This is a genomic window from Paracoccus wurundjeri, from assembly GCF_030678915.1.
Classification (GTDB): Bacteria; Pseudomonadota; Alphaproteobacteria; order Rhodobacterales; family Rhodobacteraceae; genus Paracoccus; species Paracoccus onubensis_A.
Window position 1 is genome coordinate 1 of sequence record NZ_JAUUTZ010000006.1, and the last position, 25,143, is coordinate 25,143.

At 59.5% G+C, this 25,143-nt stretch carries 19 protein-coding genes and 1 tRNA gene; 9 read left to right on the top strand and 11 right to left on the bottom strand.

All coding sequences use genetic code 11. The features are described from left to right. Positions 1-91: 91 nt before the first annotated feature. From dprA to kynA, 3 genes are all read left to right on the top strand, one after another. A complete protein-coding gene (gene dprA, locus Q0601_RS07565) occupies positions 92-1,120 on the top strand; it encodes a DNA-processing protein DprA (protein WP_370656105.1) in 1,029 nt (342 codons plus the stop codon). Between the two features lie 270 nt (positions 1,121-1,390). Next, positions 1,391-4,054: a type I DNA topoisomerase gene (gene topA, locus Q0601_RS07570; RefSeq protein ID WP_305288777.1), complete on the top strand. Its 2,664-nt coding sequence runs from the start codon at positions 1,391-1,393 to the stop codon at positions 4,052-4,054. Positions 4,055-4,251: 197 nt separating this feature from the next. Then, the gene (gene kynA / locus Q0601_RS07575) at positions 4,252-5,073 is read left to right on the top strand and encodes a tryptophan 2,3-dioxygenase (RefSeq protein WP_305288778.1); all 822 of its coding nucleotides are present in this window, start codon (positions 4,252-4,254) and stop codon (positions 5,071-5,073) included. Between the two features lie 36 nt (positions 5,074-5,109). On the opposite strand, the gene Q0601_RS07580 is transcribed toward kynA, so the two are convergent. After that, positions 5,110-7,653, bottom strand: a complete 2,544-nt coding sequence (locus tag Q0601_RS07580) for a penicillin-binding protein 1A (protein WP_370656101.1) — start codon at positions 7,651-7,653, stop codon at positions 5,110-5,112. 158 nt (positions 7,654-7,811) lie between these two features. After that, positions 7,812-8,276, bottom strand: coding sequence for a type II toxin-antitoxin system RatA family toxin (locus Q0601_RS07585; protein ID WP_305288779.1), 465 nt, complete (start codon positions 8,274-8,276; stop codon positions 7,812-7,814). Between the two features lie 67 nt (positions 8,277-8,343). Between Q0601_RS07585 and Q0601_RS07590 the strand changes: the two genes are divergently transcribed. Then, entirely contained in the window at positions 8,344-8,529 is a 186-nt protein-coding gene (locus Q0601_RS07590) for a hypothetical protein (protein ID WP_305288781.1), read from the top strand. A gap of 5 nt (positions 8,530-8,534) precedes the next feature. Here Q0601_RS07590 and ypfJ read toward each other — a convergent pair whose 3' ends face one another. Beyond that, positions 8,535-9,383 (bottom strand): KPN_02809 family neutral zinc metallopeptidase, encoded by an 849-nt coding sequence (gene ypfJ / locus Q0601_RS07595; protein ID WP_305288783.1) that lies wholly within the window; start codon positions 9,381-9,383, stop codon positions 8,535-8,537. 120 nt (positions 9,384-9,503) lie between these two features. On the opposite strand from ypfJ, the gene Q0601_RS07600 reads away from it, so the two are divergent. Together Q0601_RS07600 and Q0601_RS07605 are read left to right on the top strand one after the other, a co-directional pair. Next, complete coding sequence (locus tag Q0601_RS07600) at positions 9,504-10,082, top strand: YqaA family protein (RefSeq protein ID WP_305288785.1); 579 nt, start codon at positions 9,504-9,506, stop codon at positions 10,080-10,082. Beyond that, complete coding sequence (locus Q0601_RS07605) at positions 10,079-10,546, top strand: disulfide bond formation protein B (protein WP_305288786.1); 468 nt, start codon at positions 10,079-10,081, stop codon at positions 10,544-10,546. Before Q0601_RS07600 ends, Q0601_RS07605 begins: the two co-directional genes overlap by 4 nt. 96 nt (positions 10,547-10,642) lie before the next feature. Here Q0601_RS07605 and Q0601_RS07610 read toward each other — a convergent pair whose 3' ends face one another. Then, positions 10,643-11,800, bottom strand: coding sequence for a methyl-accepting chemotaxis protein (locus Q0601_RS07610; protein ID WP_305288787.1), 1,158 nt, complete (start codon positions 11,798-11,800; stop codon positions 10,643-10,645). Positions 11,801-11,836: 36 nt separating this feature from the next. Next, a complete protein-coding gene (locus Q0601_RS07615) occupies positions 11,837-12,352 on the bottom strand; it encodes a CHASE3 domain-containing protein (RefSeq protein ID WP_305288788.1) in 516 nt (171 codons plus the stop codon). A gap of 271 nt (positions 12,353-12,623) precedes the next feature. Between Q0601_RS07615 and gyrA the strand changes: the two genes are divergently transcribed. Then, positions 12,624-15,431 (top strand): DNA gyrase subunit A, encoded by a 2,808-nt coding sequence (gyrA, locus tag Q0601_RS07620; protein WP_305288789.1) that lies wholly within the window; start codon positions 12,624-12,626, stop codon positions 15,429-15,431. A gap of 51 nt (positions 15,432-15,482) precedes the next feature. Beyond that, complete coding sequence (locus tag Q0601_RS07625; RefSeq protein WP_305288790.1) at positions 15,483-16,577, top strand: AI-2E family transporter; 1,095 nt, start codon at positions 15,483-15,485, stop codon at positions 16,575-16,577. A gap of 243 nt (positions 16,578-16,820) precedes the next feature. On the opposite strand, the gene Q0601_RS07630 is transcribed toward Q0601_RS07625, so the two are convergent. The 4 genes from Q0601_RS07630 to Q0601_RS07645 all read right to left on the bottom strand — a co-directional run bounded on the left by Q0601_RS07630 (position 16,821) and on the right by Q0601_RS07645 (position 22,484). Further along, positions 16,821-19,295 (bottom strand): DUF3772 domain-containing protein, encoded by a 2,475-nt coding sequence (locus Q0601_RS07630; RefSeq protein ID WP_305288791.1) that lies wholly within the window; start codon positions 19,293-19,295, stop codon positions 16,821-16,823. Beyond that, a complete protein-coding gene (locus tag Q0601_RS07635) occupies positions 19,295-20,326 on the bottom strand; it encodes a cysteine synthase A (protein ID WP_305288792.1) in 1,032 nt (343 codons plus the stop codon). Before Q0601_RS07635 ends, Q0601_RS07630 begins: the two co-directional genes overlap by 1 nt. Positions 20,327-20,535: 209 nt before the next feature. Continuing rightward, the gene (locus tag Q0601_RS07640; protein WP_305288793.1) at positions 20,536-21,630 is read right to left on the bottom strand and encodes an NUDIX domain-containing protein; all 1,095 of its coding nucleotides are present in this window, start codon (positions 21,628-21,630) and stop codon (positions 20,536-20,538) included. After that, a complete protein-coding gene (locus Q0601_RS07645; protein ID WP_305288794.1) occupies positions 21,627-22,484 on the bottom strand; it encodes a DUF2059 domain-containing protein in 858 nt (285 codons plus the stop codon). Before Q0601_RS07645 ends, Q0601_RS07640 begins: the two co-directional genes overlap by 4 nt. Positions 22,485-22,578: 94 nt before the next feature. Between Q0601_RS07645 and Q0601_RS07650 the strand changes: the two genes are divergently transcribed. Then, positions 22,579-22,668 (top strand) — tRNA-Ser (locus tag Q0601_RS07650). 191 nt (positions 22,669-22,859) lie between these two features. Here the strand turns inward: Q0601_RS07650 and Q0601_RS07655 are convergent. Beyond that, the gene (locus Q0601_RS07655) at positions 22,860-23,813 is read right to left on the bottom strand and encodes an ABC transporter permease (protein ID WP_305288795.1); all 954 of its coding nucleotides are present in this window, start codon (positions 23,811-23,813) and stop codon (positions 22,860-22,862) included. A 4-nt stretch (positions 23,814-23,817) separates the two neighbouring features. Next, positions 23,818-25,110, bottom strand: coding sequence for an ABC transporter permease (locus Q0601_RS07660; RefSeq protein ID WP_305288796.1), 1,293 nt, complete (start codon positions 25,108-25,110; stop codon positions 23,818-23,820). Between the last annotated feature and the right edge of the window lie 33 nt (positions 25,111-25,143).

Sequence of the window (25,143 nt, forward strand, 5' to 3'; positions counted from 1 at the left end):
CCTTCCCCCCCGCCCGGCGGGAAGGGAGGACGATTAGACCTGGCTCCGCCTCATCCGATCCCGCTGGGTCGGTCCGGCAACCTTTCACCGGCTGGTAAATGAATATGGCAGCGTCCGCGCCGCCTTTGAGGCATTGCCCGAAATCGCCGCCGCTGCCGGCGTAGCGGATTATTCCCCCTGCCCCGAATCCGTCGCCGCCGCCGAATTGCGGGCAGGACGGAAGGCGGGGGCAAAACTGATCCGCCATGATTCGCCACGTTACCCCCCCGCCCTGCGTCAAATCGATGCGCCGCCGCCTGTTCTCTGGTTGCGGGGTGAAGCGGATTGGCTGACGCTTTCGCCGATTGCCGTGATCGGCGCCCGCAACGCCTCGTCGCTTGGGCTGCGCATGGCGCGCGGAATGGCCGTCGGGCTGGGGCAAAACCGCCACGCGGTCATTGCCGGACTGGCACGTGGGATCGACGCGGCCGCCCATCATGCAGCTCTGGCGACCGGGACCGTCGCAGTTCTGGCCGGGGGCGTCGATATCCCATATCCGGCCGAGAATACGGAATTGCTGATGCGGATCGCCGCGCAGGGCGCGATCATATCCGAACAGCCCCCGGGAACCGTCCCGGCCGCACGGCATTTCCCGGCCCGCAACCGAATCATATCCGGTCTTTCACAAGCCGTTGTGGTGATCGAGGCGGCGCACCGGTCCGGCTCATTGATCACCGCCAGATATGCACTGGATCAGGGACGCGAGATCATGGCGGTGCCCGGTCATCCGATGGATTCCAGAGCATCCGGATGCAATCAGCTTATCCGGGACGGCGCCCATCTGGTGCGCAGCGCAACCGATGTGATCGAGGCATTGGAAACGCGGCCTTCTGACAGTTCCTCGGAGAGCGTCATCCAATCCGACCAATCAGGCGCGGATCCTGAACAAGCTGTGGATCACGGCAATCCAGCCACCTGGGAAGCGCAGATACTTTCGCAACTCACGCCTAGCCCAACCGATGAAAACGACCTGATCCGCATACTGGGATTATCCGCCGCTGCGGCAAACGCCGCGATCCTCGCATTGGAGGTACAGGGCAGGATCATCCGGATGCCCGGCGGTAAGATCGCCCTGAACTGACCGGAAAACCCGCGATCGCATATCTTCCGGCCCCATCCCCGGCCTACCGACCGCATGAGGGCCGGCAGTTGTCACAATTGTCATCAGCCGGCGGCTGGCGCCGCGAACCGGTGCATTTGATCCGGCAATTTCACGCTGCCTGCGGGGGCAGACCGGTTACCTTATCGCATATGCGCATCGCCCAATATAAGGCCCTGATGCCATGAGACGTTGACTCTGCCTTCCCTGCCACCCATGTTGCCGCCCCGTTGCAACCGTTCCGAGGTCCCAATGCCCGTCGTCGTCGTCGAATCACCGGCCAAGGCCAAAACCATCGAGAAATATCTCGGCGGCGACTATCGCGTGCTTGCCAGTTTCGGTCATGTCCGCGACCTGCCTCCGAAGGATGGCAGTGTCGATACCGAAGACGATTTCGCCATGAAATGGGAGGTGGCAAGCGACAGCAAGAAACATCTCAAGGCGATCCGGGACGCCCTGAAGGACGACAACAGCCTGATCCTCGCCACCGACCCCGACCGCGAGGGAGAGGCGATTTCATGGCATTTGCTGGAGGCGCTGCAATCATCGCTGAAAGGCGGCAAGGATGTCAGCCGCGTAACTTTCAACGCCATTACCAAGGCAGCCGTCAGCGAGGCAATGAAACAACCGCGCGAGATCGATCAGGCGCTTGTCGATGCCTATCTGGCCCGTCGTGCGCTTGATTATCTGGTCGGCTTCAACCTCTCGCCCGTTCTGTGGCGCAAGCTGCCCGGCGCAAAATCGGCGGGGCGGGTGCAATCGGTCTGCCTGCGCCTGATCGTCGACCGCGAGATGGAGATCGAAGCCTTCAAGGCCCGCGAATACTGGTCGGTCCATGCAAGGCTGGCGACGCCGGCGGGGCAGGAATACGATGCGCAGCTGGTTTCGCTGGCCGGATCGAAGCTGGAACGTTTCGATCTGCCCGATGCCGAAAAAGCCGCCATGGCCGTCAGTGCCGTGACCTCGCGCGATCTGACCGTGACCAGTGTCACCGCGAAACCCGCCAGCCGCAATCCTTGGCCACCCTTCATGACCTCGACACTTCAGCAGGAAGCCAGCCGCAAGATGGGCATGGGCGCGAAGGCCTGCATGTCGGCGGCGCAAAGGCTGTATGAGGCGGGGCTGATTACCTACATGCGAACCGATGGTATCGATATGGCGCCCGAGGCCGTCATGTCCGCCCGCGACGCGATCAAAGCCAAGTTCGGCGAGAAATATCTGCCGAAATCGCCGCGCATGTACAAGAACAAGGCCAAGAACGCGCAGGAAGCGCATGAATGTATCCGCCCCACCGACATGATGCTGTCCACCGACAAGCTGAAGGTGACTGCCGAGGACCAGCGCAAGCTTTATGACCTGATCTGGAAACGCACCATCGCCAGCCAGATGGAAGCCGCCCGGATGGAGCGTACCACGGTCGAGATCGGCAGCGCGGATGGTCAGGTCGGACTGCGCGCGACCGGTCAGGTGATGTTGTTCGACGGCTTCCTGAAAGTCTACGATCAGGGCCGAGACGACGACGAAGGCGAGGACAGCGCCCGTCTGCCCGCGATCGGCAAAGGCGAAACCGCTGCCCTGGTCGCCAAATCCTTCGAGCCTGAATTCGCCAAAGCCCGCGAAAAGGGGGACAGCACGCCCGATGCGCCCGCCGGTCAGCGTGCCGCCCCCGGCCTGCTGATGAATGACGCGGCCAGCACCGCCGCCCGTCAGCATTTCACTCAACCTCCGCCCCGATATACTGAGGCCACATTAGTCAAGCGGATGGAGGAACTGGGAATCGGGCGTCCCTCGACCTATGCCAGCATCGTTACCACGATTCAGGATCGCGACTATGTCCGCAAGGACAAGAACCGCCTGATTCCGGAAGACAAGGGACGGTTGGTCACGACATTCCTTGTCAAATATTTCCCGCGTTATCTGAGTTACGACTTCACCGCCGATCTGGAAAACGAGCTGGATGAGATCAGTGCGGGCGACCGGGTGTGGCGTGACGTGCTGGGGCGTTTCTGGAAAGACTTTTCGAAGGCGCTTGAAGGCACGTCGGACCTGCGCATCGGCGAGGTGCTGGAGGCGATCGACGACGCGCTTGCTCCGCATCTCTACCCGCCGCGTGCCGATGGCGGCGATCCGCGTCAATGCCCGCTTTGCGGCGCCGGGCGGCTGAACCTGAAAACCGCGCGTTCGGGCGGGGCGTTCATCGGATGCACGAATTATCCCGAATGCCGCTATACGCGCCCGCTATCCTCGCCCGATGGTGAGGAAGCCGTGGGCGACCGGCTGCTGGGACAGGATGGTGGCGACGATATCAGCCTGAAGTCCGGACGGTTCGGCCCCTATGTGCAACGGGGCGAGGCAACGGAGGATGTTCCGAAACCGCCACGCGCCTCGGTCCCGAAAGGCTGGAATCCGGCGGAGATCGATCTGGAAAAGGCATTGCAGCTATTGTCGCTGCCCCGCCCGATCGGTCCGCACCCCGATGACGGCGAATTGATCGAGGCCGGGATCGGGCGCTATGGCCCCTATGTCAAACATGGCCGGAAATATGCCAACCTGCCAGAGGTGGACGAAGTGTTCACCGTGGGCATGAATCGCGCCGTCGAGGTTCTTGCCGCCAAACAGATCCGCGGCAGGACCGCCGCGACCCCGTTACGCGAGCTGGGCAGTCATCCCGATGGGGGTTCAATCCAGGTGATGAATGGCCGTTATGGCCCTTATATCAAATGGGAAAAGATCAATGCGACCTTGCCGCGGGATGTCTCTCCCGATGATATCACGCAGGAACAGGCCCTTGAATTGATCGCTGCGAAATCGGCCAAGAAAGGCACGAAAAAGAAGGCCGCATCGAAAGCTGCCAAGAAACCGGCCGCCAAAAAAACCGCCGCAAAGAAACCTGCGGCCAAAAAAGCAGCCGGCTGACATTCGCGGCATCCGAGATAACAGGCGCGGTTCCGCCCTCCTTTGGCGGCGGTTTCGGTATTGGTGGCCGCCCGCTGCCTGCAAGCGACTTAATTTTGATATGTTCGAATAAATTTCAAACTTGAAGCAAACCTACGCCTATGCCAGCCTTCAATCAGGTTTTCGGCTGATCGAAAGCAGTGTTTCAGGTTGCGACAATGAGCTATGATCCTTCCGACGACGGCGCCCGAATGTCTTTTCAGGGGCGCATGTCTTATGGCGACTATCTGTATCTCGACAAGGTTCTGACGGCCCAGCACCCGTTGTCGCAAGCCCATGACGAGATGCTGTTCATCGTCCAGCACCAGACCTCGGAACTCTGGATGAAACTTGCGCTGCATGAATTGAATGCGGCGCGTGCTGCTATTGCCTCGGGCAATTTACAGCCCGCCTTCAAGATGCTGACCCGGGTCGCCCGGATCATGGAACAGCTTAATTCGGCATGGGATGTACTGCGCACCATGACACCCAGCGAATACACAGAATTTCGCGAAAGTCTTGGCGAAAGCAGCGGCTTCCAGTCGTGGCAATACCGGATGATCGAATTCGTTGCCGGCAATCGCAATATCGAGATGCTGCGCCCGCATGAACATCGGGAAGCCTTGGTTGCCTCGCTTCGGGCGGAAATTGCCCGCCCATCGCTTTACGATGTGGTCTTATCGCATCTGCGCGCCTCCGGTTTCGATATTCCGCCGCGTGAAAGGCTGGATCGTCCGCATCTTCCCGATCCCGCTGCCCGCGCCGCCTGGGCCAGCATTTACCGCGACCCCGTCCGCTGGTGGGAATTATATGAACTGGCAGAAAAACTCGTTGATTTCGAGGATTATTTCCGCCGCTGGCGCTTCAACCATGTCACCACGGTCGAGCGCATCATCGGCTTCAAGCGCGGCTCGGGCGGGACATCCGGCGTCAATTACCTGCGCCGGATGCTGGATGTGGTGCTGTTTGCCGATTTGTGGGAATTGCGGACCGAGCTGTGATCGCGACAGCAGGGCCTCCCCCGCTGTCGGATATCGTCAATACAGCCCGCCAGAGGACAGGGTTCCGAAATCCGCCTTGTTGGGGATTACTTTCTGCTCTCCGGTCGAAGTGGTCACGGATTGCCCGCCGCCAGAGCCGGCTTCCCATGGCAGAACGACGTTTTCATCGCCAAAGCCCGCAACAACATAGGGCGACAGCCAGTCAGGATCGGTACCATCGCGGAAATACTCGGCAATGACATTCGGACCATTTGCGTCATCGGGCAGGCGCTGTCCGGTGAAACGGTCGATCTTGACCCAGTATCCGCCCGGCGGCACCTTGAATTCCGAGCCGCCATATTCCTTGATCGCTTCACGCATGAACGCGTTGAACACCGGCACGCAAAGCGTTCCACCATAAGCATGCGGCCCCAATCCGCGCGGCTGATCATAGCCCAGATAACATCCCGCCACGATATTGCTTGAAAAGCCGATGAACCAGACATCCTTGGCGTCGTTCGTCGTTCCGGTCTTGCCTGCAATCGGCACCGGCAGATTCACCCCGCTGCCCGATCCCCGCTTGACGACGCCTTCCAGCATCGAGGTCAGTTGATAGGCCGTCACGGCATCCATGACCCGTTCGCGGTTGCTTTTGATCACCGGGGCACTGCCGGCGGGCAAAGCCTGCATCTCACAGGTTTCGCAGATGCGCCGGTCATGGCGGTAGATCGTCCTGCCGCGGCGGTCCTGAACGCGGTCAACCAGAGTCGGCTCGACCCGCTCGCCGCCATTGGCGAACATCGCATAGGCCGCGACCATCTTGAACAAGGTCGTCTCCTGCGCGCCAAGCGAATTGGCGAGAAACGGCTTCAAATCATCGTAAACCCCGAATTTCTCGGCATAATCGGCGACAATTTCCATACCGATATCCCGCGCGATGCGGATCGTCATCAGGTTTCGGGACTGCTCGATCCCGGTCCGCAGCGGGGTCGGACCATAATGTTTGCCGCTGGAATTCTTCGGCTCCCACAATCCGGCGGGCGTATTCACCCGGATCGGTTCGTCAACAACGATGGTCGCGGGGGTATAATTGTTGTCCAGCGCCGCAGCATAAACGAAAGGCTTGAAGCTGGAACCGGGCTGCCGCTGTGCCTGAGTTGCGCGGTTGAAGACCGAGGATTCATATGAAAACCCGCCCTGCATCGCAATCACGCGCCCCGTATTGACATCCATGGCCATGAAACCGCCCTGGATCCGCGGCACCTGCCGCAGCGTCCAGCGGATAAAGCTGCCGTCTTCGTCATTGGTCATCGCACGCACCAGAACGACATCTCCGACCTCGACCAGATCGCCGGCCACCTGCGCAGGCGGAGCCAGAGTGCCATCCGGCAGCCGCTTGCGTGCCCATTGCACGTCATTTGCCGGAATCCAGTGTCCATCGGGATGCTCTTCAATGCCTTCGATTCCGATCCGGGCGTCTTGCTCGCCAAGTTCCAGAACCACGGCAGGATGCCAGCCGGGAATATCGCGAGGAACCTCCAGCTCCCACAGCGCGCCGCGCCAGGATGCCTCGTCCGTCAGTTGTTCAGCCGGGATCGTTTCACCGGTGCCGTTCCAGATCCCCAGATCCCGGTCGTATTTCTCAAGCGCGGCCCGCAATGCATCTGCCGCCTGACTCTGCATCTGCGGATCGACCGTGGCGCGGATGGTCAGGCCGCCTCCGTAGAATTCGTCATGACCGAAATCGCGGCTGAGCTGACGCCGAATCTCGTCGGTGAAATAGTCGCGCCGGGGCATCTGTTCGCGGAAAGGCGGATAATCACCATTCTGCACGGTCCGGAGCGGCAGCTTCGCTTCAGCCTCATAGGTGGCCTCGTCGATATAGCCATTCTGCCACATTTCCCGCAGCACATAGTTGCGCCGGTTGGTCAGGGCCTCCTTGGCGCGAACGGGGTGAAAATCACTCGGGGCCTTGGGAAGAGATGCAAGCATGGCCGCTTCGTGCGGTGCCAGTTCGGTCAGGGTCTTGTTAAAGAACACCTGTGCGGCGGCGGCGACGCCATAGCTGTTCTGTCCAAGGTAGATTTCATTAAGATACAGTTCGAGGATCTGATCCTTGCTCAGCGTATGTTCCAGCCTGACGGCGAGGATCAGCTCCTTGATCTTCCGCTCAAGCCGGACATCCGAAGACAGCAGGAAGTTCTTGACGACCTGCTGCGGAATGGTCGAAGCGCCACGGGCGCTGTCCCCGCCGGATTTGATGAACTCCAGTCCCGCGGCAGCAATACCGCGTAAATCGTAACCGGGATGGTTATAGAAATTCTTGTCCTCGGCACTGACGAATGCCTGCTTGACCAGATCGGGGATTTCCTTGATCGGAACAAAAATCCGCCGTTCTTCGGCATATTCGTCGATCAGCATGCCCTCGCCCGAATAGATTCGGCTGATGGTCTTGGGACTGTATCTCGCCAGTTGCTCATGACTGGGCAGATCATCCGAGTAAATCCAGAAAATCCCGCCAAGCGTGAGCGCAGCAAAGAAAATGGCGGTTACGCCCCACGCAAATATAGCACCCAGAAATGAAAGTATCGCACGTGCCACAGGGCAAAAGCCTTTCGATATTTGCTTTGTCTATAGCGGCAGGGTCAGAGCGCGTCAAAACAACAGTGATGCGTTACATCACCGTAATCGGCACATTGTTCATCACTCCCGACAACATGTCGGGGAAAGCCGACATCCGGCAAGGCCGGCCCGGTGAATTATCCGTATAATTCATTCGCGCGGGTCTCGAAGGCTTTGACGATGCGCGACATGGCCTCATGAAAAACGACGCCGATCAGTTTTTGAAGAATCGCGTTGCGGAATTCGAAATCCACGAAGAACTCGATCCGGCAACCGCCATCGGGCAGATCCATGAAGGTCCAGCCGCTTTGCATATGCCGGAACGGGCCGTCCAGGTATTCGGTGTCGATCTTCAGCTTGCCACTTTCGGGCTCGGCGGGCCAAAGAACGACGCGGCTGCCGAAACGCTCGCGGAAGACTTTGAAGCTGACGACCAGATCGGCCGCGATTTCCTCTGCGCCGTCAGGACGCGTCTGGCGGGATCGGATCCGCGCCGCGCTGTTCCAAGGTAGGAATTGCGGATAGCTTTCGATATCTGCAACGAGATCGAACATCTGGCGCGCGCTATAGGGAAGGTCGCGGTTGTCCTGGTGATGAGGCACGGGAATTCCTGGTTTCGGCTTGGCTGTCTGTCTGATACTTTCCGGGGACTAACAGGATATGAGGCCGATGAACAACCTGCTGTGGTTTCTGCGCGCATCGCAATGGGTCCGCAACCCTCCCAGTGCGCGGAGGGTCAAGCTGGTGCTGTTCGTCATTCTGGTGATCGTGGCAATCGTCGTGCTCGAAAAGCTTGGCTGGTGGCCGGAATGGGCACAAATGGAACGGGGGCGCAGGGCCGTCATGCCCCGCTAAGGCTGCTATTCAAGACCTGCCTCGGCGAATGTGTCGCATTGCGCCAGCTCACCTGAGCGAAATCCCCGCATAAGCCATTCCTGCCTTTGCTGGGAACTGCCATGGGTGAAACTGTCGGGCATCGGCGTCCGGCCTGCGCTTGCCTGTATGGCATCGTCTCCGACCGCCGCGGCAGCGGTCATCGCCTCGTTCAGATCGCCCTCTTCCAGCGAACCGAAACGATCCTGTGCGTGTCGTGCCCATAGCCCGGCAAAACAATCGGCCTGCAATTCGGTCAGCACCGAAACCGCATTGGCATCCTGTTCGCCAAGACGGCCACGAAGGGAATTCACCTGTTCCAGAACACCTGTCAGATTCTGGACATGGTGACCAATTTCATGCGCGATGACATAGGCATAGGCAAAATCACCGCCAGCCCCCATCCGCTGCCCCATCATGTCGAAAAAGTCGGTGTCCAGATAAACTTGCTGATCGCCCGGACAATAGAACGGCCCCATCGCCGCCGAGGCGCCGCCACAGGCCGATTGCACCGCGCCGCTGAACAGCACCAGCCGGGGTTCCGCATAGGTGATACCGGCCTGTTCCTGCAGAACCTCGCTCCAGATTTCCTCGGTATCGGCCAGAACCACCGATACAAACTCGCCATATTGCTCTTCGGCTTCGGTCAGCGGTCGTTCCGATTGCTGCCCGCCCTGTTCCAGCCCCTGCACGATCGGCGAAATATCGATGCCGAAGAAATAACCGACAGCAAGAATCGCAAGCACACCTACGACGCCCACGCCCCCTGCACCGGCCCGGCCCATACCTCTGCGGTCATCCACATTACTGCTGCCCCGTCGTCCCCGCCACTTCATCGGTCCGCAATCCCTGATTGTTCCCAGTTCTCAATCATCACAGCAGCGCGACCCGATTTGCAAGCGCCTTGACGTCGGGACGCCTTGCGGTCAATCCGGTTTCTGAACGAAGGGGACAGCATGTTACGCAAGCTTTACAACTGGACCATGGGGCTTGCGGGCGGCCGCCACGCCATGCGCGCACTGTTCGGAATCAGCTTCATCGAAAGCTCTGTCTTTCCGATTCCGCCGGATGTGCTGATGATTCCGATGATCCTGTCGCGCAGATCGCGCGCCTTCCTGATCGCGACGATTGCAACCATCGGGTCGGTCCTCGGCGCATTGCTTGGCTATTGGATCGGCGCGGTTCTCATGGATTCGGCGGGACAATGGGTGCTGACCGTCTACGGCAAGCAGGATGCCTATCACCAACTCGCCGGCAGATTTGCCGAATATGGCGGCTGGGCGATCCTGTTCGCCGCCCTGACACCGTTTCCGTTCAAGGTCATCACGATCTTTTCGGGCGCAATCGGTTTCCCCGTGCCGCTATTCGTGCTGGCCTCGATCGCCGGGCGTGCCGGGCGGTTTTTCGTGGTCGCGGCGCTTCTGTGGCGTTATGGCCCGCCGATCCGCGACTTCATCGAGCAGCGCCTGGGGCTGGCCTTCACCCTGTTCATGATCTGTCTCATCGGCGGCTTTATCTTGCTGAGGTACCTATGAAAGACCTGTCTCTTCCGCTTCTAGCCGGGGCCGGCTCTGCCGCGCTTCTGATCGCCGCGCTCGGATTTCAGGCGGCAGGCTATGCGCCTTGCGAATTGTGCATCCTGCAACGTTGGCCGCATCTGGCGGCGGTTATCATTGCCGCTGTAATCTGGCTGACCGGCCGGGTCCGGGCCCTTTCGGTTCTGGGAATGGCCGCAGCCGCAATCGCCCTTGGGCTGGCCATTTATCACAGCGGCGTGGAAATGGCATGGTGGGCGGGTCCGGCGCATTGCTCTGGCGGGGTCGGGAATATCGCCGCCATGTCGACCCAGGATCTGATGGCAAAACTGCAGGAGGCGCCGGTTGTGCGCTGCGATGAGGTCGCGTGGCGGTTCCTTGGCCTTTCCATGGCAAGCTGGAACGCAATCTGTTCGGCGATCCTGCTGGCGGTTTGGGGGAAGGCGGCGCTCCTGCGCCGCTGACATCCGTTTGAAACAGGTTATACGGAAACAGTAAGTAACATAAAAAACAAGGCTCCGACGAAATGTGCCATCGCCGGAGCCTGAAACATCATTCCTTCATGAGGCCAGCCGCTCTGTAGGCCCGAATGCGTCTTGCCCCGGAGAAATGCCGGAACCGGGCTGGGCGTTGCGACCTTCGACGGCACTCATCCGTTCATGCTCTTTGTCCAGCTTGAAGAAGCCGATCACATCGGCAAGCTCTTCGGCGTTTCCGGCAAGTTGCCGGCTTGTTTCCGCAAATTCCTCGGCGGCTGCAGCATTCTTCTGGATAACGGCATCCAGATCTATGATGGCTTGATTGATCTGCCCCGCGCCAACACTCTGTTCCCGCGACGCCGCACTGATTTCCTGCACGAGATCCGCAGTCCGTTGAATATTCGGAACCAGGGCATCCAGCATTCGTCCCGCCTCGCCCGACACGTCAAGTGTCTCTTTCGACAGATTGTTTATTTCGGCGGCGGCAGACTGGCTACGTTCAGCCAGTTTGCGCACTTCCGATGCCACGACGGCAAAGCCTTTGCCGTGCGGTCCTGCCCGAGCGGCCTCGACCGCCGCGTTCAGAGCAAGGAGATCGGTCTGACGGGCGATTTCCTGAATGATGTTGATTTTTTCGGAAATAGACCGCATTGCACTGACCGCCCGCGAGACAGCTTCACCGCTTTTCTTGGCTTCAGCCGCGGATTTGACTGCGGTTGTTTCGGTATGGCCAGCGTTATCCGCCGACAAGTTGGTATTCGCCGTCATTTCCTCGATCGCCGCGGAAGCCTGCTGCACAGCAGAGGCCTGGCGGTTCGAACCATCGCTAAGGGCGCTAGACGCCAAGTTCATCTGCGCAGCACCACCCGCGACATATTCCGCGTTCTGATTTGCCTTGACGATCACCGCACGAAGACGCTGTACCATATCCCGCAGGGCAATGCCTAACCTGTCGTCCTTCGAGCGAGGATCGATTTCGATCGTCAGGTTGCCTTTGGCAATTTCCTTCGCCGCAGAGCTCATGTTGCGCAGATCCAGAACCATCCGGCTCATGGCGTCGAGAAGCGAGCCAATCTCGTCACGAGACACCGCTTTGGGTGCAACATCCAGATTTCCGCGTGCGACAGCCTCGGCGATGGATACCGATTGGCTGAGCCCCCGGCCAATACTGATACTGAAAAATGCCGCAATGCCGCTAGCCGTCAGGATTAATCCGATGGAACCTGCGACAATGGTCATCGTGGCGCGATTCGTCGCATCATGCTTGGCCTTTGTTCACACACTCAGCAGCGCCTCCTCGGCGTCGACGAAATCTTTCACCGTACTCCGAATCTTATCCATGTATGGAATTCCGTTAGCAGCAGTTCTGAGAGTCAAATTTTTATCCTGTTTCTCAGAGCTCATGAAAATATCATTCACCACGACCTGCCACAGCGCTTCGTTAGCCTTTATGGTCCCAAGGCGTTCCTGCTGGGCCGGATTGTCGGAAGTCAGTTCCAAAAGCTCGGAGAGGTTTTTATCGAAAACCTTTCGTTTGACGTCAATTTGCTTAAGCAGCTTTTCATTGGCAAAATAAAGGTACCCGCGAACGCTTCCCTGCTGATCAACCAACGAATTCAGGAGTTCATTGGCACGGGCCAACACCTGATGGGTGTGCTCGGTCCATTTGTCTTGATCCTCGATTGTCAGAAGACCGGAGTAGGTCACATATGAAATAGTCGTGGAAATCGCGACCAGCAAGGAGAAGGCAAGGCCAAGTTTCCGGCCGATTGAAAGAAATTTCAGAAACACGATGCTACTCCGTGATCGGGACAAGAATTGAGCATGGGGACAAAGCGATTGAACGCCTTGCTTCTTTTCGGTTTCCGTAGCGGTATATCCGGTGGTTTAACTTCCGGTGAACAGATACAGTTTGATCTATTTTGGAGCTGCTCCGGGCGTTGCGCGCCCATCCGCAATATCGGCGCAAGCGCGATGAAATTCGGTCAATCCGCCCTGCCAAGATTGCCCCCACCCTGCGTGTCGGCTATACCGGCGTTCAACAAGATGTTGAGGAATTCACGTGGCTGACACTCCTGAAGACGATCTGCCGGAAACTCCAGATTCCGAAGGCCCGACGCGCAGTATCATGACGCATGACGGCCCCCTGATTGATATCTCGCAAGAGATGCGCACCGCCTATCTCGATTACGCCATGTCGGTTATCGTCAGCCGGGCGATTCCCGATCTGCGCGACGGGCTGAAGCCGGTTCATCGCCGCATTCTTTACGCGATGCAGGAAACGGGAAATACCTCGGATAAGGCCTATCGCAAATCGGCCCGCCCTGTAGGCGACGTGATGGGGAAATATCACCCGCATGGTGATGGCGCGATCTATGACGCGCTTGTGCGGATGGCGCAGGATTTCTCGATGTCGCTGCCGCTTCTGGACGGACAGGGCAATTTCGGCTCGATGGATGGCGATCCGCCTGCGGCGATGCGCTACACCGAAGTGCGCATGGACAAGCCCGCCGATTACCTGCTGAAGGATATCGACAAGGACACGGTTGATTTTCAGGACAATTACGACGGCAAGGACCACGAACCGACGGTTCTGCCCGCGCGTTTCCCGAATATGCTGGTCAATGGCGCGGGCGGCATCGCCGTCGGGATGGCCACCAATATTCCGCCGCACAATCTGGGCGAGATCGTGGATGCCACGCTTGCCCTGATCGAAAATCCCGACTTGCCCACCGAAAGGCTGCTGGAAATCGTACCCGGCCCGGATTTTCCGACCGGCGCATTGATCCTTGGCCGCTCCGGCGCCCGCAAGGCCTATCTGGAAGGTCGGGGCAGCGTCATCATCCGCGCCAAAACCCATATCGAAGAGCCGCGTAAGGATCGCTTCGCCATCGTCCTCGACGAAATTCCCTATCAGGTCAACAAATCGACTCTGATCGAGAAGATTGCCGAACTGGCCAAGGAAAAGCGGATCGAGGGTATCTCTGGCGTTCAGGACGAAACCGACCGCTCTGGAGTCCGTGTCGTGATCGAGTTGAAGCGCGATGCCACGCCGGATGTCGTGCTGAACCAACTTTTCCGCTTTACCCCGATGCAGACCAGTTTCGGTTGCAATATGCTGGCTTTGAACGGCGGCCGGCCCGAACAGCTGACATTGCGCGATTTTCTGACGTATTTCATTGCGTTCCGCGAAGAAGTTGTCGCGCGGCGTACCGCTTTCGAGCTTCGAAAGGCACGGGAGCGCAGCCATGTTCTGTGTGGTCTTGCGGTCGCGGTCAGCAATGTCGATGAAGTCGTCGCCACGATCCGCTCGTCGGCGGACGCGGCCGAGGCACGGACACGATTGATGGAGCGCCGCTGGCCGGCCCATGAGATCACCGAATATCTGCGCCTGATTGACGATCCTCTTCATCCGGTCAACGACGACGGCACATATAACCTGTCGGAAACGCAGGCCCGCGCTATTCTGGAGCTGCGTCTACAACGCCTGACCCAGATCGGCGTAAAGGAAGTCACGGACGAGTTGCAGCAGCTTGCCGATGCGATCCGCGAATATCTGACGATCCTTGCCTCGCGCGAGCGGATTCTGGGCATCATCAGCGATGAGCTTCGCGAGGTGAAAGAGCTGTTCGCCGTGCCCCGCCGGACCGAAATCACCGATTGGGCCGGCGATATGGAGGATGAAGATCTCATCGAGCGCGAGGATATGGTCGTCACCATCACCTCGGGCGGCTATATCAAGCGCACCGCTCTGGCCGAGTTCCGGGCACAGCGCCGTGGCGGCAAGGGCCTGTCGGGCATGGCGACCAAGGAAGACGACGTGGTTACCACGCTGTTCGTCGCCAATACCCATACGGAACTTCTGTTCTTCACGACCGACGGGATGGTCTATCGCCTGAAGACATGGCGTTTGCCGCTTGGCGGGCGAACCTCGCGCGGGAAGGCTATCGTCAACATCCTGCCCATTGTTCCCGGTGTATCTATCGCCGCATTGATGCCGATCGACGCGCCTAAAACGGAATGGGAAAATTATCAGGTCGTCTTCGCCACGTCGCAAGGCGATGTGCGCCGGAATGCGCTGTCTGATTTCGCCAATGTGATGCGGAATGGCAAGATCGCCATGAAACTGCCCGATGATGTCAGCCTGATCGGGGTGCGCATGGCGACGGCGGATGACGACGTGATGCTGGTCACGGCGCATGGCCGGGCAATCCGGTTCCCGACCACCGCGGTCCGGGTCTTCGTGGGCCGTGCCTCGACCGGCGTGCGCGGCATCCGCCTGGCCAAGGGCGATCAGGTCGTCAGCATGTCCGTGATCCGCCATTTTGAAACCGATCCCGCCGAACGTGCTGCCTATCTGAAAATGCGCCGGGCGATCGCCGGGGCGCTGGATGACGGAGCGGAGGCCGATGATGACGAGGAAACGATCGAGGAAGGCAATATCTCGCAAGAGCGCTATGCCCAGATGTCCGCGGCCGAGGATCTGATCCTGACCATCACCACCAAGGGTTCGGGCAAAATCAGTTCAAGTCATGGCTACCCGGTTCGCGGACGCGGCGGACAGGGCGTCATGGCCATGGACAAGGCCATGCGCGGCGGGCCTTTGGTTGCCAGCTTCCCGGTCGAAGGCGATGATCAGATCATGCTGGCCACCTCGACCGGGCAATCGATCCGGGTTCCGGTCGAGGGAATCAGCTTCCGTTCGCGTTCGGCAGGCGGGGTCCGGGTATTCAATACCGCCGAGGGCGAAACCGTCGTCTCGGTCGCCCGCATCGCCGAACATGGCGACGCGGAAGCGGATGACATCAACGAGGATGGCATCGACGAAAACAACAACGGCGAAAGTGACATTGACAAGGGCGATGTCTAAAATGTCCCGCGATGCCTCATACCGGCATCGCGGCTCAAGGCGAGGGACGCGGTGGATCAATCTGGCGAAACGGTACTGAGAGAACGACTTCAGACAGGTTTCCTGGGAATCATTGCTTTCGGGCTGATCCTGTTCATGCTTGGGCAGGCAAAATTCATCCTGATTTCGCTGGCAATTGCCATCATCCTGTTTTCGCTGACGACCGACGCGATATTCGCCATCTGCTCACGACTGAAAGTTCCGAACTGGATGGGGACATTTCTGGCCCTGATCGGAATCGCGCTGGGATTACTTTGGGTTTCGACCACTGTCGTCTCGCAGGTGAATCAGGTCGTCCAGACAGCGATCACCTATGCAGAACAGGCGCAGGCCGCCCTGCCGACTTTGACGAACTGGCTGGGGCCAGAAGCGCAAGAGCGGCTTCTGGCTGCGATTTCCAATTTCAACATTACCGGCTGGATACGCTCGCTTGCCGGTCAGGCCTCGGGGGTTCTGTCGGGCAGCGTGCTGGTCATCCTGTTCGTCGGCTTCATGTTCGCCGAGCAGCTCTGGTTCCCCACCAAGATCGAGCGGCTCACCGGCGATCCTGTCAAGGCGCGTCAGGTCCGGCAGATCATCTCGTCGATCATGCACAGGGTAAACCGTTATCTGGTGGTCAAGACGGCCGTCAGCGCGGTGACCGCGCTGATCGTCTGGCTGATCTTCCGGATGGCCGGGCTTGACCTTGCCGGACCGATTGCCCTGATCACCTTCGTTCTGAACTTCATTCCATCGATCGGCTCGATCATCGCCACCATCATTGCCGCCATTCTGGCCTTCGTTCTTAGCGGCGACATCACTCTGACGATAATCGTCACAGCAGCCTGCACGGCGACGCAATTCATCATCGGCAATGTACTGGATCCGATGCTGCTGGGGCAGACCCTGCGCCTGTCCAGCTTTGGAATCATCCTCAGTCTTGCCTTTTGGGGATCGATCTGGGGGATTCCGGGAATGTTTCTTGCCGTGCCGATCATGGTGGCCTTGATGATCGTCTGCGCGCATATCCCATGGCTGCGCCCGGTCGCGGTCTTGCTATCGCGAGAAGGTCTGCCGGATGACGGCAGCAGCGATGACGAGGTTGAAGCCGCGCGGCAGACAATCTGACAAGGTTTTTTCCGAGAATAAGCCGGAGCGTGCCACACTGAACCGGAGACGCCGGTTATTTGCGTTCCGCGATGACCGGGGGCGCTCCCGTCGCCAGCTGGTCTCTCGAACCAGTGCGCGATCCGCCGGCGACCTCCAAGGTATTTGGACAAAGAAGAAGCAGAGGGAGTGAATGGGCGGGGTACAACATGCTCTCACCTCATTCAGATATCACGCCCGGCAGCAGAGCACGTCCCTACGCGCTCAGCGCGCTCCGTCATCCGGACCACCATCGCTATCCGGCAAGCTGTCCCCACCTTCGGCCGTGTCAGCGGCAATGCGCGGATCGGGTTGTGGGGCTGCCGGCCGCACGGCCTGGACCTGCGGTTTTGCGTCGCGATCCAGAGCCTCGGGATTGCGGAGCCAGATATCCCTCTGCATGAAGGGAATCACGATCCCTTCAGCGGCGAAACGTTCGGCGATCTGATGACAGACTTCCGATGTCACCCCAAGACCCGCCCCGACATCGGACAGGATCGCCCGGACCTCGAATTCAAGCCGGTCCGTACCGAAACCACGGAACAAGACGTATGGCGCGGGGTCGACGGTCACCAGCGGCTGATCCTCGATGATTTCCTGCAAAACCTGCTGAACCCGGCGCGTATCGCTGCCAAATGCCACCCCCACCGGGATGATCACACGCCCCGTCTGACTGTTGCGCGTCCAGTTGATCACCGGCTGGCTGATCAGATCGCTGTTGGGAACGATGACCTCGGTCTTGTCGAAGGTTTCGACCTGGGTGGAGCGCACCGAAATCCGCTGAACGATACCTTGCTGACCGCCTGCCTCGATCCAGTCTCCGACACTGATCGGGCGTTCGATCAACAGGATGATGCCGGAAACGAAATTCGACACGATATTCTGAAGGCCGAACCCGATCCCGACCGACAGGGCGCCGGCCACGATGGCCAGTGAGCTGAGGTCGATCCCGGCCGAGGCGATTGCCAGAAGCGCCGCAAGGAAGATCCCGACATATCCAAGCCCCGCCACCACAGCATTCTGCCCGCCGGCATCCAGTTTGGTCTTGGGCAGAATCGTGTTGCGGAACATGCCCTGAAGCCCGCGCGTCATCATGTAACCGATGACGAACACAATCAGCAGCGTCAGTACCGAACCCGGAGAAAGATTGACGCCGCCAAAGCTGACACCCTGCCGGAAGCTGACCCACATCTCGGCCAGATCGGTACCCCGCGCGCCCCAGATCAGCAGGAATACCGGCAGTGACAGAATGATCAGACCGAAGCCGATCAGCATCGGGATCAAACCTTCCCGCGCGCCCTCTTCGCCGCGTTTGATCATGCTGAAGACATCCGCACAGAAATCTTTCAGCAGGATCAGCACCCCGAACAGGGCCAATGTCAGTATCCAGGGCCAAATTATCCCGTTGGCAAGATTGATCATGCCCATGATGCTCGGGATCACCGTTGCCAGCGCTACAAGACGCGAAAGCCTGCCCATGAAGGACATGATGCGGTAGCGGGCGGATTGCTGTTCAAGCTCGCTCCGGTTCAGCCTGCGCAGCGCGTTGCCCAGCCGAAACAGCGCCAGAGCCGCCAGCGCAATCATCAGGAAATGCCAGACAGAAGCGGCGGCTTCTGAGACATCCAGCGGCACGCGGTTGGTCTCGTCGCCCAACCGTTCATAAATGCCCGACAGTGGCAGAACGGCACTGGACAGCAGATGATGCAGCCCGAACAGAACCGCGAGCGTATTCACCATCCTGCGGGCCGAATTCTTCGCCTTCTGCTCCATCCACAGCGTGTCATACGCCACGACCTGGGCCGGGAATAACTGGCGAGACAGCCAGTAACCGCTATAGACGATCATCCCCGTGACCGGCAGCGCATTCCAAAATGGCAGGGTCCATTCGCCGGGCAAGGCACTGGCCTTGATCGCCCGGACCAGCAAGAACAATCCGATCAGGGGCAAGGCGATCTGCCCAAGAGACGCCACGAAGGCGACGACCGCGCGCGAATACTCCGTCGCATGAGCCGATAAGCGCGATGGAAGTCCGTCGATCCAGCGCCGCCCGATTGTCAACAAAAGAACAGCGGCAATGAGATAGCCCAAAACCTGCGGCAGTTTCGGCTGCATCTCGCCCCAGATATCTCGATCCGTCGTACGCTGCCGGGCTTCCGACGCGATCCCCTGTGCAAGTTTCCCTGCATCCGACAGGGCCGCGGGCCAGTTTGACGGCACCAATGGCGATGGCGATACCCGGACAAGTTCCGTCACCTGCCGTTCTGCGGTCACCTCATCAATACGGCGAATGATGGATTCCGCACGGCTGAATGCTTCATCGGCCTGCAGGCGCGGTGCCTGAAGCGCAGAGAGATTTTTCTGCAACTGGGCGCGGCGATCCGCGATTTCTTCATCCTCGGTTTCGCCTTCAGCCGGCGCCGGCCCCAATGCCGCGATCTGGTCTCTTACGGATTTGATTTCCGCGCCGTTGACATTCTTCCCCGCTTGCAGCCTGCCGCGCCATTCGACGATCCGGCCGCGTAGCGCGGCCAGTTCCTCACTGGTGGTTTCGATATTTTCGCTTTGCCTTTCGGCTTGGGTCGCGACATTTTCCCATATCTGATAATCGATCTCGCCACTTTCCTGCGCCAAGAGCGGCTGCGAGAAAATCAGCACGGCCGTCAGAAACAGGGCCAGGTATCGGCGAATGAGTATCATCAATCCGTGAATACTTCGGGCAAAACTTCAGGTTCCCGGATCATCCAGCCCGGCACAGGCAGCCCCTTGGCGCGCAGGAATTCGGGATTGAACAGTTTGGTCTGATAGCGGTTGCCGTAATCGCACAACACCGTGACGATGGTATGTCCCGGACCCATCTCGCGGGCCATACGGATCGCCCCGGCAACGTTGATGCCGCTGGAACCGCCCAGACACAGCCCTTCGTGTTCCAGCAGATCGAAAATGATCGGCAATGCCTCGGAATCCGGAATGCGCCAGCTGAAGTCAGGCGTGAAGCCTTCAAGATTAGCGGTAATCCGGCCCTGCCCGATACCTTCGGTGATGGAACTGCCGGGGCTGTCGAATTCCCCAGAGGTGTAGAACGAATGCAGCGCCGCGCCCTCGGGATCGGCCAGTCCTATCTTGACGCCTTTGGGCTGCAAGACCATCGCCACCCCCGCCAGGGTCCCGCCAGAGCCCACGGCGCAGGTAAAGCCATCCAGTTTCCCGCCGGTTTGCTCCCATATTTCGGGGCCGGTGGTTTCGACATGGGCCTGACGGTTGGCGACATTGTCGAACTGATTGGCCCAGATCGCACCATTTGGTTCGGTTTTCGCCAATTCCTCGGCCAGCCGCCCGGAGTAGCGGACGTAATTGTTGGGATTCCTGTAAGGCGCCGCCGGAACCTCGACCAATGTCGCGCCCGCAAGACGCAGCATGTCCTTCTTTTCCTGGCTTTGCGTTTCGGGAATCACGATGACCGAGCGGAATCCAAGCGACGATCCCACCAACGCCAGACCAATCCCGGTATTCCCCGCCGTTCCTTCAACGATAGTACCGCCCGGACGCAGTTCGCCGCGCGCGACCGCATCGCGGATAATGAACAATGCGGCACGATCCTTGACCGATTGACCGGGATTCATGAATTCGGCCTTGCCGAGGATCTCGCAACCGGTTTCCTCGCTGGCCCGGTTCAGCCGGATCAGAGGCGTATTGCCGATCGTATCGGACAGATCAGAATGGATGAGCATGGGTTTCCGGCCTTCTCGCGGGTGAATTAAGCGTTAGGAATAACTACACACGCTGCGCGGCCCGATGCAACCGCCGGCGGCATCGGAATGCAAGATTGCGCCATGCCATCCGCGTTATCCGGCAACCCGACACCACAGAAACGAGAAACCGATGACAGCCGCAGAGCCGCGACAACGCCGGTGGATTTACCTGTGCAACTCTCTTTATCTCAGCCCTGCCCCGCATCCAGATCCGAAAGTATCCGTGATGCCTGCCCCTCCAGCCACAGGATCAGCATCGATAGCGGCCCATTCGTGATTTCTCCGTCATGCAGCATACGAGCCAATTCACCGCGCGATAGCAGATGACCGCGGATATCTTCCGCTTCATCAGTAAGACCATGAACGCCCGCGACGCCGTCGGGAAGATCGGCAATGCCGATGAACTGATAAAGAAACTCGGTGATGGCGCCCGGGCTGGGATAGCAATGCACGGCAGGAAACAGATGCTGCAGCCGCAGGCCCGCTTCTTCCTCGGCCTCCCGCCTTGCGGCCTCTTCGACGGTTTCGCCCGCATCGATCCGGCCTGCGATCGCCTCCAGCATCCAGGGCTGCGGATCGTGCCGCATTGCCGGGCCCAGCCGGAACTGTTCGATCACCAGTACCCGATCCCTGACGGGATCCCAGGGCAAAACGACCACCGCATCGCCCATGACAAAGCCCTCTCGCCGGATCTGAGGCGTGAAGCTGCCGTCGAACTTTCGGTGAGACAGTCGCCATTCCTCGACCGCGAAAAAACCCGCGAAGGGCTGTTGCCGCTCATGCAACCGGATATCCGAAGGGTCATGCGCTGCAACCACATCACCGCCCGAAGCCAGGGCCGCAGCCGCACGCAACCGGCTTTCCGCCCAAACCCCGATCATCGGAAGGCGACCTGCGATCTGTGCGGGTTGCATATTTTCCGGTTCATCCAGAATGAGCCGTGCAATTTCCGCAGCCAGCATGGGCTGCCAGCCCGCCTCGGACCATTCTTCCTGTTGAACATCGTGCCGCGGCAGAACCCCAAGCAACACGCCACGCTTATGCGCAAATTCGTGCAAACCCATGACCGCGGCATAACGCGCGAGTTCCGGTGTCATAACCACCCGCCGCGCCTCCAGCGGCAGTTCCGCATCAGTGAAGCGTGGCCAGTCACCGGTCTTGATACCCGCATGCTTACCGCCCAGAAGCCGGCCTGAAATCATCACTTTCTCACCGGATACGCCAAGCACATCGCATATCGCGGCATGCGCCAGCGGACCGACCAGCAAAACGTCCCTGTTCATAATCTGCGTCCCTGTATCTGCCCGGCAGCCGCCAACCCCATCTCATAGGATGTCCATTCGAACAGCTTGTCGAAACCACCGAACAGCGTATCGGCCAAAGCCCGCCCGGCGGAAGAACTTGCGAATTCGATATAGCGATCAAGTTCGGCATCGCTCAGCGGGGAATAGGCAAGAAACAGATAGGCCTCCATCCAGCCAAGGGTCCGGGCCCGCAACAAGGGTTCATGCGCCCATGCATCGGACAGCATCTGCGTCTCGGACATCGGCATCGGGTAACCTCCCCCCTCATTGAAGCCCCGCGAGAATGCCAGGGCCGCATTCATTCCGCCCGCAACATTCGGCCCGATCAGATCGGCCTCGTCGATCAGCTGGCCGATCTGCGCGATCCGGGGAAGATCCATGGCAGCTGCATGGGCATAGTTTGCCTTTGCGTCGGCCTCGGCTTCCATATCCAGAATCACCTCGCGCGCCGAAACCTCAAGACCGATCAGCCGTTGACCAAGCGCGGTTTCATAAAATGCCAGCGCCTCTTCGATCAGTGCCGCCTGCTCATCTGCGACGGCTTCTTGCAGGCCGTCGCGCAAGAGCTGTTCAAGCCGCCCGGTCTCATGAATATGCGCAACGATCTGCTCCCAGCGGTTATCTCCGCCCCGCTGAAACAGCGAATCCTGCATTTTCACCGCTTCTGCCAGCGCCTCATTGCGGATGACGGGCATCAAATCGCCCAGATGAAGCACCTGCCAAAGCCGCGCCTGAAGCGTCTGCGCCTCGGCGGCGGGTGCCGTCCGGTTGGCATGAACCATCGCGGGCAGGCCGGCGGCGATCCCCACGGCAAGGAAAATCATTCGCAACATCTGGCAGAACTTTCCGGTTTCTGCAGTTTTTTCCACGAACCCCCTTGCGCTTCAACCCCTGGCCTTCTAAATCCCCGCCTCACCACCCAAGCGCGGAGAGGTGCCGGAGTGGTCGAACGGGGCGGTCTCGAAAACCGTTGAGCCTTCACGGGTTCCGAGGGTTCGAATCCCTCTCTCTCCGCCAATTGCCGCCGATTTTACTTAACCTTGTTCCTGTTGGGCGATCTTACCCACTCTCTACCCCTCTCAAGCTCAGGACTCGGCGAAGAAGCATCACAATCCCCCGGCAGCTATTCCGCGCGTAGAGCGGTGAAATCCGCGCGCGAATCTAACAGCATGCCCTCGGTGGTTATATGCGCGTCCAATAAGCGCGATTTATTGCGGTGTCAGTCCTCTGATCCGCTCGGATCTGCGCCGCAGCAGTTCGACAGTCGTGAGAAGCGCAATCGAGAACAGCACCAGCAGCGTCGCGACCGCCAGGATCGCCGGGCTGATCTGTTCGCGAATGCCATTCCACATCTGCCGGGGAATGGTCTGCTGCTCGGGCCCCGCGATGAACAACACTGCCACCACCTCGTCGAAGCTGGTGACAAAGGCAAACAGCGCGCCCGAGATCACTCCGGGCAGGATCAGCGGCATGGTGATGCGGAAGAAAGTCGTCCTCGGATTGGCGCCAAGCGATGCCGCCGCCCGGTTCAGCGATTGATCGAATCCTACCAGCGTTGCCGTCACGGTAATGATGACGAAGGGAATTCCCAATGTCGCATGCGCAAGGATCACGCCAAGATAGGTACCCGCCAGTCGTCCGCAATTGCTTGGCAACCCGAACAACCCCAGAAGCTCGCAGGGGTTCGAGTAGAAGAAGAACATCCCCGTCGCGGTGATGATCAGCGGCACGATCATGGGCGAGATCAGGATTGCCATGATCGGACGGCGGAACGGCATCTCGGGGCGCGACAATCCCAGCGCAGCCAGAGTGCCCAGAACGGTCGCCAGCAGGGTCGAGAAGAAGCCGATAATGATCGAGTTCTTCGCCGCCTGCACCCATTTCGCATTGGCCCAGGCATCCGCCCACCACCTCCCGTCCCTCGGACCGTCAGCCGAAGTCATACCGAATGTCAGCAGGTTATTATACCAACGCAGGCTGTAACCGTCCGGATCAAAAGAGCGCATCTTCTCGGTAAAGGTAAAGTAGGGCTCCGCATTGAAGGATAGCGGGATGATCACGATGATCGGTGCGATCAGGAAAAAGAAGATCAGCCCGCAGATCACCAGATAGGTATAATGCCAGACGCGTTCCAGCGGGCTTGCATATGTCGGAAGAGCCATCTCGTTATCCCAGCTTGAGATTGTCGACACCCACCAGCCTGTCATACAGCCAGTAGAGGATCAGCACCGAGGCCAGCAGCAGCGCCGCCAACGCGGCCGCCATCGACCAGTTCAGCGTATCGGTCATATGCATCGCGATCATGTTCGAGATCAGTTGCCCCGAGGAGCCACCAACCAATGCGGGCGTGATATAGTAACCGACCGCAAGGATAAACACGAGCAGCGCCCCCGCCCCCAGCCCCGGCAGGGTCTGCGGGAAATAGATCCGGCGGAAAGCCGTCCAGCTTGTCGCACCCAGGCTGCGGGCGGCGCGGACATAGGAGGGGTTGATCGTGCGCATCACCGAGTAAAGCGGAAGGATCATGAACGGCAGCAGAATATGGGTCATGGCGATGATCGTGCCGGTCTGGTTATAGATCATCTGCAACCGCTGACTGCCGCCGATCACCCCCAGCCAGACGAGGATATCATTGACCACCCCCTGTTGTTGCAGCAGCACCATCCACGAGGTCGTCCGGACCAACAGCGAGGTCCAGAAGGGCAGCAGCACAAGGATCATCAGCAGATTGGATTTCCGCATCGGCAAGGTTGCCAGCAGATGCGCCACCGGAAAGCCCAGCAAGAAGGTCAGGCCCGTGATCAGCAACGACAGCCAGAAGGTCCGCATGAACAGCATGACGTAGATCCGCTGCCGGGGCTCGACCTGCTCTATGCTGCCATCATCGGCGCGTGTGCGGTCAACCGCTGCCAGATAGAAATTCCCGGTCACCGGCTTTGATGCCTCGCGCATTGCGCTCCAGATCCGGGGATCGCCCCAATCCTCGTCCATCTCCAGCAACGCCTCGCGGTAAGGCGGTTCGATTCCCCGGCGCACCTTCCGCCCGGTCGAGGTGAACAGCGAACGAGTGCCCGGCACATCGTAATTGATCCGCGTGCCGACGACGCCAATTGTCCGCGCCTCCGCCGATGCCTGCAGGTCATTTGCAAGCGCCGTCCATGCGGCGTCATCGGGATCGGCTCCGCGTGGGTGATCGGCGAACCATTGCGAGATCTCGGGCATATTGGCCGGGAAGCCGGCATTGTAGAAAGACCGCTGCAACATCTGTCCGATCGGCACCACGAAGGTAATCAGAATGAAGGCAAGCAGCGGCAGCACCAGCAGAAAGGCCCGCCGCTTCGCCCGCGCCTGCGACCGGGCCAAAGACCATGCCAGCGGCTTGCCATCGGCAGTGGTCAACCGCCCTTCAGCTGCAGCGACAGGAGTGGTTGCGACCTGCGGATCGGAAGAGTTCACCATGATATCCCCGGAATTCCGGCCGCCGCTCCGATC

Coding starts and splice junctions, on each gene's coding strand:
- topA (WP_305288777.1), top strand. CDS start 1,391: ATGCCCGTCGTCGTCGTCGAATCACCGGCCAAGGCCAAAACCATCGAG.
- kynA (WP_305288778.1), top strand. CDS start 4,252: ATGAGCTATGATCCTTCCGACGACGGCGCCCGAATGTCTTTTCAGGGG.
- Q0601_RS07590 (WP_305288781.1), top strand. CDS start 8,344: ATGAACAACCTGCTGTGGTTTCTGCGCGCATCGCAATGGGTCCGCAAC.
- ypfJ (WP_305288783.1), bottom strand. CDS start 9,383: ATGAAGTGGCGGGGACGACGGGGCAGCAGTAATGTGGATGACCGCAGA.
- Q0601_RS07600 (WP_305288785.1), top strand. CDS start 9,504: ATGTTACGCAAGCTTTACAACTGGACCATGGGGCTTGCGGGCGGCCGC.
- Q0601_RS07605 (WP_305288786.1), top strand. CDS start 10,079: ATGAAAGACCTGTCTCTTCCGCTTCTAGCCGGGGCCGGCTCTGCCGCG.
- Q0601_RS07610 (WP_305288787.1), bottom strand. CDS start 11,800: ATGACCATTGTCGCAGGTTCCATCGGATTAATCCTGACGGCTAGCGGC.
- Q0601_RS07630 (WP_305288791.1), bottom strand. CDS start 19,295: ATGATACTCATTCGCCGATACCTGGCCCTGTTTCTGACGGCCGTGCTG.
- Q0601_RS07635 (WP_305288792.1), bottom strand. CDS start 20,326: ATGCTCATCCATTCTGATCTGTCCGATACGATCGGCAATACGCCTCTG.
- Q0601_RS07640 (WP_305288793.1), bottom strand. CDS start 21,630: ATGAACAGGGACGTTTTGCTGGTCGGTCCGCTGGCGCATGCCGCGATA.
- Q0601_RS07645 (WP_305288794.1), bottom strand. CDS start 22,484: ATGTTGCGAATGATTTTCCTTGCCGTGGGGATCGCCGCCGGCCTGCCC.
- Q0601_RS07655 (WP_305288795.1), bottom strand. CDS start 23,813: ATGGCTCTTCCGACATATGCAAGCCCGCTGGAACGCGTCTGGCATTAT.
- Q0601_RS07660 (WP_305288796.1), bottom strand. CDS start 25,110: ATGGTGAACTCTTCCGATCCGCAGGTCGCAACCACTCCTGTCGCTGCA.